Here is a 12258-nt window from a genome sequence, read left to right on the forward strand (position 1 = left end):
CTAGGGGTTGTTACCGATCGGTATCCGACTGGGTTACCGCGGGTACCCGCAAGCGGATCCCGCCGGGGCGGCCCGGGTTCCCCCAGGGCCCGGGCCGCCCCGGCGGGCGGGGTGTCACCAGACGCGGACCGAGGCGCCGCGGGCGAAGGCGGGGCTGGTGGCGGCCGGGGGGATTTCGGTGAGGGGCTCGGCGATCTCCGAGACCAGGGGGCCGCACTTCGCGGCGACCGCGTCCAGGAGGGCGAGGTCGAAGCCGTAGACGCGGGCCGCGTTGCCGCCCACCATGGCGGCGACCTCCTCGCGGGGCAGGCCCGCGTAGGCGATGCGCAGGCCCTCGCGGGAGTAGGGGGTGGTGCCCTCGTCGTGGGGGAAGTCGCTGCCCCACATGATCTTGTCGAGGCCGATCCGGTCCCGCAGCGGCACCTCGTGGGGGCGCATGAAGCTCGCTCCGACGAAGCAGTTGTCCCGCCAGACCTCGCTCGGGCCCTTGCCCATGGACTCCGCCAGCCCCGCGCCGAACTTGGCCTCGGCGGTGGCGGAGGCGGCCACCAGGCGGCCGTGGTAGTAGTCCAGCATCTCCAGCACGCCCGGGATCCAGCCGGATCCCTGCTCCGTCAGGACCAGTTTCAGGCCCGGGTGGCGGTGGAAGGCACCGCCGAAGATCAGGTGCCACAGAGCGCGGTGCGAGAACCAAGTGGTCTCCACCATGAAGACGGCGCGGGCCGCGGGTTCGTCCCCGAGCGGGGGCGAGGCCGAGCCGCCGTGGTGGTTGACCGGGACGTCCAGTTCCGCGCACACCGCCCAGATCGGGTCGTACGCCGAGGAGTACAGCTCGGGGACGGGCGAGCCCGGCGGGACGCCGGGCAGCAGGATGCCGCCGGTCAGGCCGGCCTCCCGGGTGCGGCGGATCTCCGCGACCGCCGCGTCCACGTCGTTGAGCAGGATCTGGACGACACCCGCCCGCCGGCCCGGCGCGTCGGCGCAGAAGTCCGCGAGCCAGCGGTTGTGGGCCTGGAGGCCGGCCCAGCGCAGTTCGTACTCGGCCGCGGTGGGCGGCTGGGCCATCAGGGAGGCCTTGGGGAAGAACGGGGGGATCGTGTTCGGGAAGAGGACCTCGGCGACGATCCCGTCCGCTTCGAGCTCCGACAGCCGCCGGGCCGAGTTCCAGTTGCGGTCGGCGGTGTCGGCGAGGAGGTCCTCGTACGGGTTGACGTACGCGGCCGCCCAGGCGTCGAAGGCCTCGTGGTGGCGCGCGGCCAGGTACGGCCTGTAGTCGAGGAGGTCGGCGCCGGCGTGGCAGTCCGCCGAGATGACCGTGTAGCGGTCCCCCGTCATGACGAGACCCCCAGGACCGGGAAGTCGCCGCCGGTGAGCCAGTGCCGTCCCGTCTCCCGGGAACGGGCCCAGGACGCCTCGACCGAGGCCTGGTCCGGGGACTGGCCGAGCTCGGCCGGGGTGGGCCCGATACGGCGGGCGAGCGGGGCGAGCTTCGCGGTGTCGAAGCCGAAGACCTCCGCCGCCGCCAGCCCGAGCATCCGGCGGGTCTCGGCGACGGGGATGTCGTGGAAGGTGTTCCGCAGCCAGTTGCGGGTGTCGGGCCAGGTGCCCTCCGGGTGCGGGAAGTCCGAGCCCCAGAGGATGTTGTCCACGCCGATCTCGTAGCGCTGGGCCAGTTCGCGCCGCTTGGTGTTCGTCGCGCAGACGAACACCTGGCGGTCCAGGTACTCGCTCGGCGGGCGCTTCAGCTCCTCGAACGGGGACAGCTTCTTCCCGCCGTGCGCGCCGAGGTAGAGGCGGTCCATGAACCAGAGCTGGTTGGGCAGCCACCAGCAGCCCGACTCCGCGACGCCGAACCGCAGGCCGGGGTGCCGCTCGAAGACCCCCGACCAGAGCAGGAACCACAGCGGGCGGGCCGGCCACCAGGTGACCTCGGAGACGAAGATGCCCAGGTGGTCGCCGTACTCGTGGCGCGGCGAGGACCCGGAGTGGGTCACGATCGGCATGCGCGTCTCGGCCGCCGCCGCCCAGACGGGGTCGTAACGGCGGTCGTGGTAGGGCGCCTTGTCCACCCACATGGCCGGGATCATCAGCGCGCCCAGCCCGGACTCCTTGGCCCGGTATATCTCGGCGACGACCTTGTCCGGTTCGCCGGTGATGGGGAGCAGGGCGACGCCGCAGTGGCGTTCGGGGTGCTGGGACACGAACTCGGCCAGCCAGCGGTTGTGCGCCTGCGCGCCCGCCATGCCCAGTTCGGGGTCCTGGTCGCCGGACAGGCCGAGACCCACCCCGAAGGGGGCCGCGGTCTGGCTGTCGACGGCGTCCGCGTCGGGGAAGACGACCTCGCCGGCCACCCCGTCGCCGTCGAGTTCCTTCAGCCGCTGTCCGGTGTCCCAGCCTCCTCTGAGGCCTTCCTCGTGGTCGTGGAACCACTTCTCGGCGAACGCCTCGTTGCGGACGCCGAGGCGGGTGGCCTCCGCCCGGCGGGCGTCGCGCTGGCCGAGGAACTCGTCGAACTGCGGGTGGAAGCGGGAATCGAGGTAGGGGCGGTACTGCTCGGTCGGCAGCCCCGCGTGGCAGTCGGAGGAGATGATCAGGTACGGGTCTTCGAACGTCTCGTCAGGCACGGCGGGCCCCTCAGTCGAGGATGAAGCTTTCCAGGTAGGCGGGGTTGGCGCGGTCGAGCATCGACCGCGACCGGGCGCGGATCTGCCGGTCGCTGTGCTCGCCGGGCGGGAGCATCCAGAAGCGGTCGGCGCGGATGCCGTCCACGACGTGCCCGGCGACCTCCTCGACGGGGGTGAACCGCACCTCGTGCCCGGCCTGCTTCATCGCGGCCTCGTACTGGTCGAGGCTGCGGTATGGGGATCTGCGCGGCCGCTCCTTCGCGTAGCGGTCGGGCCGGTTGCGGTGCGACTCCCACAGCCCGGTGCGCAGCATGTGCGGTCCGGGGAAGAGGACGGAGGCGCCGACGGCGGCGCCCTCCGCCTTGAGGTGGGCGTACAGCGACTCGGTCATGGTGACGACGGCGGCCTTGGTGACGGCGTAGACGGAGGCGGTGGGCAGCGGGGCGATGCCGCCGTCGCCGGAGGAGGTGTTGACGACGTGCCCGGGGGCGCCGCCCTCGATCATGCGGGGGACGAAGGCCTGGATGCCGTGGAAGACGCCCCAGACGTTGACGGAGAAGGCCCACTTCCAGTCGTTGGGCTCGTGTTCCCACATCCGGCCCTCGGCGCCGGAGCCCACGCCGGCGTTGTTGCAGAGGACGTGCACGGCGCCGAAGGTCTCGTAGACGGCGTCGGCGAGGGAGGTCACGGAGTCGCGGTCGCTGACGTCGACGAGCCGTGCGAGCACCTCGGCGCCCTCCGCCGCGAGTTCCCCGGCGGCCTTGCGCAGGGCGGCCTCCTCCACGTCGGCGAGGACCACCTTCAAGCCCTCGGCGGCGAAGCGGCGGGCCATGGCCAGGCCGATGCCGCCGGCGGCGCCGGTGACGACGGCCACCTGTCCCGGTTCGAGCCGCATGTCACACCGTCCCTTCGGGCGGTCCGTCCAGGATCTGCAGGGGGTCGTCGTAGCGCTGGTGGATGTACGGGAGGAGGGCCTGGGCGCTGACCCGTTCGACGACCCTGCCCTTCTGGTCGGTGGTCTTCTCGCCGATGGTGATCTCCACCAGCCGGCGGACGGGGAGGTCGGCCACCGGGTCGAACATGGACTCGCGCAGGACGACGTCCCCGGTGATGTGCTCCAGCTTGCGGACCTTCTCGTTGCGCGTGCAGTGGACGAGCACCGGGTCGACGTCGAAGCCCGAACCGTCCACCGCCGGCAGGAACTTGAAGTAGAAGTCGGTCTTCCGGGTGGGCTCGGGCAGCGGCAGCGCCCGGTCCACGGCCCCGCGCACCTCCACGAAGGCGATCCCGTGGCGGGCCAGGGCGGCCCGGACGACGAGCCCGTCGCGTTCGACGGTCACCTCGCCCAGCTTCTTCGGTTCGCCGAACACCTCGCGGCCCCCGACGAGGGCGCGCTCGTGGGTCATCGGCATGACCAGCGGATACCAGCCCTCGACCCCGCCGTGTTCGGCGGCGACGGCCACCGATCCGGCGCCGAGCGGGTAGCCGGGCAGGTCGACCTTGCTGATGTTGGCCCGTACGAGGGGCCGTGCGGCGGGCTTGAGCGGCGGGGGCAGGACCGCCGCGATCACGTCCGGGTCGCTCTCCCAGACGGCCACCACCCCGGTGGACCAGATGTCGGGGAGTTTGGAACTCTTCTCGCGCGACGCCGCGATCTCGGCCTCGGTGCGCGCTCCGTACCGTACGCGTGCCATGTCTCGCACCACCCTTCGGTCGGTTCTGTAACACAGTTACACCGCCACCGATGAAGGGTAAAGACCCCTGCACACACGAGAACTGACGGATCGACAGATGGGTGGCCGGCCGATGACGAGGAGCGCGCTGACCCGCGAGGCGGTGCTGGAGACCGCCGCGTCCCTGGTCATGCGGCACGGCCCGGCGGCCCTCACCATGCGGGGGCTCGCCGCCGCCCTGGGCACGGCGGTGACGTCCATCTACTGGCACGTCGGCAACCGCGAGTCCCTCCTCGACGCGCTCGTGGAGCGGACCGTGGAGGAGATGGGCGCCATCGGGCCGGTCGGCCGCACGCCCGCCGAGCGGATCCTGTCGGTGGCCCGGATCCTGCGCCGCGAGCTGCGGACGCGCCCGCACCTGGTCGCGATGGTCCACGAACGCGGTCTCACCGACCGCATGTTCCTGCCCGCCCAGCAGGCCCTGGTCCACGAGGTGCACGCCGCCGGACTGCGCGGCGCGCGGGCCGCCGACGCCGTACGCGCCATCCAGTTCCAGATCGTCGGCTTCCTGCTGGTCGAGCGCAACCGCGAGCGCTCCCCCGCGCAGTCACCCGCCGAGGGCGAGCTGTGGGACCCGGCCGCCGCCCCCGACGACCCGGCCCTGGCCCGCGCCCTGGCCCGCCCGGCCGACCCGGAGCGGCTGTTCCTGCTGTCCGTACGGGCGCTGACCGAGGCCCTGCTCAGACCGCCCGGGTAGTCGACGACCTCGTACCGGACCTTCCCGGGACCGGCCGAAGTACCGGTTGCCCCCGACCGGGTGAGCGCCGGGGACCTGGTCGCGGAGGCGGGCTGAAGGGGCATCGGGCCACGGCTGTCGGTCGGGCCCGATATCCTCTGTGACCATGCTCGCCGACCGTACGACCGCAGAGACGACCTGGCCGACCGCGTACCCACAGGGGTACGCGGTCGTCGACGTGGAGACCACCGGGCTCGCTCGCGACGACCGGATAGTGTCCGCGGCCGTCTACCGGCTCGACGCGCAGGGCAACGTGGAGGACCACTGGTACACGCTCGTCAACCCGCGCCGGGATCCGGGCCCGGTCTGGATCCACGGGCTGACGAGCGACGTGCTCCAGGACGCGCCGCTCTTCGAGGACATCGCCGAGGAGTTCGCCGGCCGGCTCGACGGCCGGGTGCTGGTCGCGCACAACGCCATCTTCGACTGGCAGATGATCGCCCGGGAGTATGCGCGGGCGTCGGCGACCGCGCCGGTCCGTCAGCGGCTGTGCACCATCGCCCTGTCGAAGGAACTGAACCTTCCGCTGCCCAACCACAAGCTGGAGTCCCTCGCCGCGCACTTCGGGGTGGTGCAGCAGCGTGCCCACCACGCGCTGGACGACGCCCGGGTACTGGCCGAGGCCTTCCGCCCGTCGCTGCACGCGGCCGCGCGGGACGGCGTGCGCCTGCCCCTGCTGGAGTGCCGTCCGCTGACGGAGTGGTCGGACTCGCCCGCCGCGCCCCGGGTCGGCTACCAGGCCTCGTACAGCGGGGGCAGCTGGCGCGCCTCCCGCAAGCGGCCGCCGTGCCCGCACCCGAACCCGGGACGCTTCGAGGACGGCAAGCCGCTCAAGCAGGGCATGCGGATCGCCTTCTCGGGTGACACCTCGGTGGACCGGGAGCTGCTGGAGGACCGCGCGGTGGAGGCCGGGCTGCACATCGCGACGAGTGTGTCGCGGCTCACGAGCCTGCTCGTGACGAACGACCCCGACTCGGCGACCTCGAAGACGGTCAAGGCGCGGTCGTTCGGCACCCCGGTCGTGGACGAGGCCGCCTTCACCCAGCTCCTGCGGGACGTGGCGCCGGCCGACTGAGACCGCGGCCGGACGCCCCCGCCCCGCCGGCCCGGGCCCGCTACGCCAGCCGGGTAGAACTTCTCCGACAACACGAGGACCTCCGACCGCCGCGCCGGTCCGAAGCTCCACCATGCCGCCATGGCACGTTGCGAAGTATGCGGAAATGACTACGACCTGGCGTTCTACGTGGAGACCCAGGACGGTGCGCGGCACGTCTTCGACTCGTTCTCCTGCGCGATCCACCGGATGGCGCCGATCTGCGAGCACTGCCGGGTGCAGATCATCGGCCAGGGCGTCGAGGCCGACGGCCACTGGTACTGCGGGGCGCACTGCGCCCGCGCCGAGGGCAAGGCCGGGATCATCGACCGGGTGGGCAGTCCCGCCGGCGCCATGGGGTGACCCGCGGCGCCGTCCCGCGGCCCTCACGACCCGCTCCCCCGCCCCGCTCCTCGCCACGACCCCGGAGGGCCACCCGGCCGCCGGGGTCGTCGCCGCTGGGGGTACCGTCGTGGACGTGTACCGCTTTGTGCTGACCCGGCAGTGGGTGTGCCTCACCCTCGTCGCCCTCGCCCTCATCCCCGCGATGATCAAGCTGGGCTTCTGGCAGTTCCACCGCCATGAGCACCGGGTCGCCCAGAACGAGCTCATCGCGCGGAACCTGTACGGGAAGCCCGTGCCGATGACCGGGATCACCTCGCCGGGCCACACCGTTCCGCGGTCCGACTACTGGCGTGCCGTCACCGTCACCGGCACCTACGACCCCGCGCACGAGGTGGTCGTCCGGATGCGGACCTCGAACGACGACAAGGTCGGCTTCCACGTCGTGACCCCGCTGCTGCTGGGCGACGGCCGAGCCGTCCTGGTCAACCGGGGCTGGGTCGCCGGCGGCGACGACGTACGGGCCTACCCGCCGGTGCCGGCCGCACCCTCGGGCGAGGTCACGGTCACCGGCCGGCTGAAGGCCGACGAGACGAGCGGCGGCAGCGGCATCAAGGAGCGCAAGGGCCTGCCCGACCGCCAGGTGATGCTGATCAACAGCGAGCAGCAGGCCGCGGCCCTGGGCCGGCCCGTCCTCGGCGGCTACCTGGAACTGACCGCGCCGGCGCCCGCCGACGGCAGCCCGGAGCCGGTGGGCGAGCCCGACCACGACTCGATCGGCGCGCACATGGCGTACGCCGTGCAGTGGTGGCTGTTCGCGGCGGCCGTGCCGGTGGGGTGGGTGGTGCTGGTCCGCCGGGAGCGGCGCGACCGCGAACAGGCCGCGGCCGCGGCCGCGGCGAAGACCGTGTCCCCGGAGCCCGCTTCGGCGTAGCGTGGCCCGCATGGATCTTGGACTGAAGGACCGCGTCTACGTCGTCACCGGAGCCACCCGCGGCCTCGGCTTCGCCTCAGCGAGGGAACTGACCGCCGACGGGGCGAAGGTCGTGGTGACGGGCCGCGACGCGAAGCGGGCGGCGGACGCGGCGGCCGAGCTCGGCCCGAACGCGGTGGGCGTGGCGGCGGACAATGCCGACCCGGCGGTGGCGGCACGGCTGGTGGCCACCGCGAAGGAACGCTTCGGCCGCTTCGACGGCGTCCTCATCAGCGTGGGCGGCCCGGCGCCGGGCCTCGCGGCGGACAACACCGACGAGCAGTGGGCGACGGCCTTCGAGTCGGTGTTCCTGGGCGCGGTGCGGCTGGCCCGGGCGGCCGCCGCCGAGCTGGGCGAGGGCGGGGTCATCGGCTTCGTGCTGTCAGGTTCGGTCCACGAACCGATTCCCGGCCTGACCATCTCCAACGGCCTGCGGCCGGGCCTGGCCGGATTCGCCAAGTCCCTGTCGGTGGACCTGGGCCCGCGCGGGATCCGCGTGGTCGGGCTGCTGCCGGCCCGCATCGACACGGACCGGGTGCGGGAGCTGGACGCAATGTCCGGCGACGCGGAGGCCGCCCGGGCGGGCAACGAGTCCCGCATCCCGCTGCGGCGTTACGGCACCCCGGAGGAGTTCGGCCGCACGGCCGCGTTCCTGCTCTCCCCGGCGGCGTCCTACCTGACCGGCGTGATGGTCCCGGTCGACGGCGGCTACCGCCACGGTTTCTGACCCCGGGGCCGCCCTCCCGAGCGGCCGGCGGGCCCGTCCCGGACCCCGGGCCATCCGTGGCCGTCCGGGCGGGCCCCGGTTCCGCGCGGGGTCACGTCACGCGCTGGGCGTGGTGGGAGGCGACGCGGAGGCGGGCTTCGGCGGGGAGTTCGGGGAGTCCCGCCGACGCGCGGGCGTGGGTCAGGACCGGTCCCTCCAGCGCGGCCAGCGCATCGGCCGGGACGGCGTGCGGCTCCAGGTCCAGCGCGATCCGCAGCCCCGGGGCGTCGCGGCGGCCGCGCAGGGCGACCCTGGCCCGGGCGACGCCGTCCAGCGCCTGTGCCTCGGCCGCGACCGCCGATTCCAGTGCCCGGCCCCGCAGCCGCGCGAAGGCCCCGTCGCCGGTGTCCACCTCCAGCGCCGCGAGCCGGGGCCGCCGCAGCTGCGCCAGCAGCCACCACAGCGCCAGCAGCACGCACAGCCCCAGTCCGGCGGCCACCGCCCACCACCACCAGCCGTCGGCGTGCCAGTAGCGGACCCTGCTCCGCGCCGCGAGCAGCGGCGCGTGCCGGCCGCCGAGCGGCCGTGACGCGCTCAGCAGTGCGGCCCCGGCGGCCAGCAGCACGAGGCCGATGACCGCCAGCAGCGTCCGGTTCACCTTCCCGAGCACCGCGCTCACCTCCTCACCCTGATCCTCGGGCGCGGCGGACGCGCCAGGCCCAGTTCCTCGATGCCGACGGCGAGCACCTCGTCCAGGTCGGCCCGTACGTCGTCCAGTTCGCGGAAGTGCGAGGTGGCCCGTACCCCGACGCGGGAACGGCCGACCTTCACCCGGACCGACCGGACGCCGGAGACCTCCATGGCCCGGTCGCGCAGCACCAGCGCGGCCGCCTTCCGCGCGAGCCCGGCCCGTACCGCGTTCCCCTCCCCGTCGGCCGTCCGCATGGTCAGCAGTCCGCGCAGGCCGGGGGTCAGTGCGAGGAGCAGGAGCAGGAGCCCGGCCGCGGCCAGGATCCCGCCGCCGGCCAGCACTTCCGTGTCGGCCGGGGTGTGGCCCTCCAGCCACCGGGCGAGTGCGGGGCGCCACCGCATGCCGGGGCGGTGGGCGCGTACCGCCGCCAGGTCGTAGAGGAAGATCCCGGCAACGGCGATGACGGCCAGCGCGGTGAGCGCCGCCGGGATCCTGCGGGTGGACCGGATGCGGCCCGGTCCCTTCACCGCAGCCGCCGGTCGCGGCCCCCGGGGGCCGGCCGGGTGTGGGTGGAGTGCAGGTGCTCGATGTCGACGTCGACCTCGGGGACGGACATCGCCGCGCACTCCTCGACGCGCCGGGCGACCTGGGTCCGTACGGCCGCGCACTGGGCGGCGAGGTCGGAGGGGTAGCCGAGTTCCAGGCTCACCCTTACCCGGGCGATGTCGTGGTGGACGGTGACGGTCGCGTGCGGGGCCGCGCCGGGCGCGGGGAGCCCGCCGGCGAGGGCCTCGCGGGCGGCCTGGGCGGCGATCTTGGCGACGACCCGGTCGGCGATGCGGGTGGCGCCCCGGTCCGCGGCGGGCACCAGGGCCGGTGTGGTCCGGGCCGGGTCCGCCTGCGGGGACGCGGGGGTGGACGACGGGGTGGGCGGAGGCGGCGGCGGCGTGTTCACGGGCGGCTCACAGGGGCCGGTCGTCGCGGCCGCGCGGCCGGTTGCGGGGGCGGAAGAGGTCTCCGGGGTCGAGGTCCCCGTCGAGGAACCTGCCGACGACGAAGCCGACGGCGCCGAGGGCCGCGACCAGCAGGAAGGCTCCGAATCCGCCGAAGTACCCGGCGAACCCCAGTGCCATGCCGGCCAGCAGGCCGGCTACGGCCATGCTCATTGCGTGGCTCCCTTCGGCTACTGGAGGCGGGATTCCGGTTCCTCGTCTTCCTCGTCGGGCAGTTTGACGTCGCTGACGGCGATGTTGACCTCGACGACTTCGAGGCCGGTCATCCGCTCGACCGAGGCGATGACGTTCTCACGGACCGCCCGGGCCACGTCACGGATCGACACGCCGTAGTCGACGACGATCTCCAGGTCGAGGGCGGTCTGCACCTCGCCGACCTCGGCTTTGACCCCACGGCTGACCGAGGCGCGGGCCCCGCCGGGGACCCGGTCGCGCACGGCGCCGAAGGTACGGGAGAGGCCGCCGCCGCTGCCCATGGCGTGGACGCCGACCACCTCGCGGGCGGCCAGTCCGGCGATCTTCTCGACCACGCCGTCGGCGATGGTGGTGCGGCCCCGTTCGGCGGGGGCCTTGGAGGATCCCCCTGATGCGGATTCGGTCATCGCAGGTCCTTGGGCTGGGGAGACGTCTCGGGAACCGGCAGCCCCCGAAGGGCGGCGGCCGCTCTTCGGGGCCGCCCGCTCCTGTCCACCGTAAGCGCGTACGCCCGTCCGCGCGCCGGAAACCACGCCGGTGGCCCGGATCCGGCGCGGGCCCGCGGCCGCCGGAGCCGGGCCCCGGCCCGGCCGCTCCCCGGCCGGGGCCGGGCCGGGAAGGGGCGGGCGACCGGCCGGGGAAGGCGGCGAACCGGTCCCCTTCGGCGGGGCCGAAGGGGTGACGGGCCGATGGAGGGGCTGGTGAAGGGGTGGCGTGCCGGGGTCAGTCCGACAGGCCCGCCAGGTCGCGCAGCCGGCGTCCCTGCGCGGCGCGCTCGGCGGTGCGCTGCGCGTCGTAGGACCGGGACGTGGCGTCGCGGAGCAGCGCCTTGGTCTCGATGACGGCGTCGCGCGGCGGAGCGAGCAGGGCGGTGGTGAGGTCCTGGACGGCGGCGTCTAGTTCGTCCGCCGGGACCACGAGGTTGGCCAGGCCCACGCGCTCGGCCTCCTCGGCATGCACGAAGCGGCCCGTGGCGCAGATCTCCAGCGCCCGGGCATAGCCGACCAGCGCGGTCAGCGGCTGGGTGCCCCCGAGGTCGGGGACCAGGCCCAGGCTGGTCTCGCGCATGGCGAACTGCACGTCGTCCGCGACCACGCGCAGGTCGCACGCGAGCGCGAGCTGGAAGCCGGCGCCGATCGCATGCCCCTGTACGGCGGCGACGGAGACGATGTCGTTGCGCCGCCACCAGGTGAAAGCCTCCTGGTACTCGGCGATGGTGGAGTCGAGCAGGTCGTCCGCACCACGTGCCAGATCGAGGAAGGACGGCTCACCCTCGAAACCCTCGGGAGTGAACGCCTGCCGGTCGAGACCGGCGGAGAAGGACTTGCCCTCGCCGCGCAGGACCACGACCCGGACGGTGCCCGGCAGTGACTGTCCGGCCTCCGCCAACGCCCGCCAGAGCGCGGGGGACTGAGCGTTTCGCTTGGCCGGATTGGTCAGGGTCACCGTGGCGACCGAGTCGTCGATGGTGAGCCGTACGCCGTCCTTGTCGAGCAGAGCCATCTGGTGCCTCCGGTGTGCAGTCGGCCGCTTGCTCGGCCTAAGTGACTGCACAGTAACCACCCAGTCGGCCACAGGGCCGACCGGGGGTCACCGAAGGAACCGTGCGTGGAACAGAATCGTCGATCCATCAAGCGTGGAGCCGTCGAGCTTCTCCGGCACCACCCCGGGCCTCCCGGCCGGGGGTCAGGCCGCAGCCGCCTTCTTGCCGCGCGTCGCGCCACCGCGACCACGCAGCGTGACTCCGGATTCACTGAGCATCCGGTGGACGAATCCGTAGGACCGGCCGGTCTCATCGGCCAGCGCCCGGATACTCGCACCGGAGTCGTACTTCTTCTTCAGGTCTGCCGCGAGCTTGTCGCGCGCGGCGCCGGTTACCCGGCTGCCCTTCTTCAGAGTCTCGGCCACCCGTGCCTCCTCATGGGAAGTGCGCTCTGGACTTCTCATGATCACCCCTCCCCGGCTTCCTGGCCACCCATTCAGCAAGGTCGGTACGACGGCATTTCTCGAGGAGTGGACGCGCGAGCAGAACGGAATCTTCTCTTCCGCCGCATGACCTCCGTCACACCTCCGCGCCGCCAGGGGGAATCACCAGGTCAGGGGCCGGACGCCGGATACGGGCGACCCCGGTCGCGCATCGCCAGGGATGCGG

At 73.4% G+C, this 12258-nt stretch carries 16 protein-coding genes; 5 read left to right on the forward strand and 11 right to left on the reverse strand.

Annotation, left to right across the window (positions count from 1 at the left end; genetic code table 11):
* Positions 1–114: 114 nt before the first annotated feature.
* Genes AC07B0_RS25105 through AC07B0_RS25120 form a run of 4 tightly spaced genes read right to left on the reverse strand, consistent with a single transcriptional unit; the run spans position 115 to position 4318 of the window.
* Positions 115–1335 carry an amidohydrolase family protein gene (locus AC07B0_RS25105; RefSeq protein WP_478865980.1) on the reverse strand — a complete coding sequence of 407 codons (1221 nt, stop codon included), beginning with the start codon at positions 1333–1335 and terminating at the stop codon, positions 115–117.
* Positions 1332–2624: an amidohydrolase family protein gene (locus AC07B0_RS25110; protein ID WP_478898977.1), complete on the reverse strand. Its 1293-nt coding sequence runs from the start codon at positions 2622–2624 to the stop codon at positions 1332–1334. The genes AC07B0_RS25105 and AC07B0_RS25110 overlap by 4 nt, the downstream gene beginning before the upstream one ends.
* 10 nt (positions 2625–2634) lie before the next feature.
* Positions 2635–3519: an SDR family NAD(P)-dependent oxidoreductase gene (locus AC07B0_RS25115; RefSeq protein ID WP_356879615.1), complete on the reverse strand. Its 885-nt coding sequence runs from the start codon at positions 3517–3519 to the stop codon at positions 2635–2637.
* A gap of 1 nt (position 3520) precedes the next feature.
* Positions 3521–4318: an acetoacetate decarboxylase family protein gene (locus AC07B0_RS25120; protein ID WP_356879617.1), complete on the reverse strand. Its 798-nt coding sequence runs from the start codon at positions 4316–4318 to the stop codon at positions 3521–3523.
* 112 nt (positions 4319–4430) lie between these two features.
* On the opposite strand from AC07B0_RS25120, the gene AC07B0_RS25125 reads away from it, so the two are divergent.
* The 5 genes from AC07B0_RS25125 (at position 4431) to AC07B0_RS25145 (ending at position 8228) form a co-directional block, all read left to right on the forward strand.
* Positions 4431–5054: a TetR/AcrR family transcriptional regulator gene (locus tag AC07B0_RS25125; protein WP_356879619.1), complete on the forward strand. Its 624-nt coding sequence runs from the start codon at positions 4431–4433 to the stop codon at positions 5052–5054.
* Positions 5055–5199: 145 nt separating this feature from the next.
* On the forward strand, positions 5200–6168 hold the full coding sequence (locus AC07B0_RS25130) for a DEDDh family exonuclease (RefSeq protein ID WP_356879621.1): 969 nt from the start codon (positions 5200–5202) through the stop codon (positions 6166–6168).
* A gap of 120 nt (positions 6169–6288) precedes the next feature.
* On the forward strand, positions 6289–6549 hold the full coding sequence (locus AC07B0_RS25135) for a hypothetical protein (protein ID WP_356879623.1): 261 nt from the start codon (positions 6289–6291) through the stop codon (positions 6547–6549).
* A gap of 115 nt (positions 6550–6664) precedes the next feature.
* A complete protein-coding gene (locus tag AC07B0_RS25140; RefSeq protein WP_356879625.1) occupies positions 6665–7462 on the forward strand; it encodes an SURF1 family cytochrome oxidase biogenesis protein in 798 nt (265 codons plus the stop codon).
* Between the two features lie 10 nt (positions 7463–7472).
* Complete coding sequence (locus AC07B0_RS25145) at positions 7473–8228, forward strand: SDR family oxidoreductase (RefSeq protein ID WP_478865985.1); 756 nt, start codon at positions 7473–7475, stop codon at positions 8226–8228.
* A gap of 91 nt (positions 8229–8319) precedes the next feature.
* Here AC07B0_RS25145 and amaP read toward each other — a convergent pair whose 3' ends face one another.
* From amaP to AC07B0_RS25180, 7 genes are all read right to left on the reverse strand, one after another.
* A complete protein-coding gene (amaP, locus tag AC07B0_RS25150; RefSeq protein WP_356879629.1) occupies positions 8320–8886 on the reverse strand; it encodes an alkaline shock response membrane anchor protein AmaP in 567 nt (188 codons plus the stop codon).
* Positions 8883–9425 (reverse strand): DUF6286 domain-containing protein, encoded by a 543-nt coding sequence (locus tag AC07B0_RS25155; protein ID WP_356879631.1) that lies wholly within the window; start codon positions 9423–9425, stop codon positions 8883–8885. The genes amaP and AC07B0_RS25155 overlap by 4 nt, the downstream gene beginning before the upstream one ends.
* On the reverse strand, positions 9422–9769 hold the full coding sequence (locus AC07B0_RS25160) for an Asp23/Gls24 family envelope stress response protein (RefSeq protein WP_356879669.1): 348 nt from the start codon (positions 9767–9769) through the stop codon (positions 9422–9424). The genes AC07B0_RS25155 and AC07B0_RS25160 overlap by 4 nt, the downstream gene beginning before the upstream one ends.
* Before the next feature lie 91 nt (positions 9770–9860).
* Positions 9861–10064: a hypothetical protein gene (locus AC07B0_RS25165; RefSeq protein ID WP_356879633.1), complete on the reverse strand. Its 204-nt coding sequence runs from the start codon at positions 10062–10064 to the stop codon at positions 9861–9863.
* Positions 10065–10081: 17 nt separating this feature from the next.
* Positions 10082–10513 (reverse strand): Asp23/Gls24 family envelope stress response protein, encoded by a 432-nt coding sequence (locus tag AC07B0_RS25170; protein WP_356879635.1) that lies wholly within the window; start codon positions 10511–10513, stop codon positions 10082–10084.
* Positions 10514–10829: 316 nt separating this feature from the next.
* A complete protein-coding gene (locus AC07B0_RS25175; protein WP_356879637.1) occupies positions 10830–11609 on the reverse strand; it encodes an enoyl-CoA hydratase/isomerase family protein in 780 nt (259 codons plus the stop codon).
* 183 nt (positions 11610–11792) lie between these two features.
* Positions 11793–12014, reverse strand: coding sequence for a helix-turn-helix domain-containing protein (locus tag AC07B0_RS25180; protein WP_356879639.1), 222 nt, complete (start codon positions 12012–12014; stop codon positions 11793–11795).
* Positions 12015–12258: the final 244 nt, after the last annotated feature.

This window comes from Streptomyces sp. NPDC044704 (genome assembly GCF_056433525.1).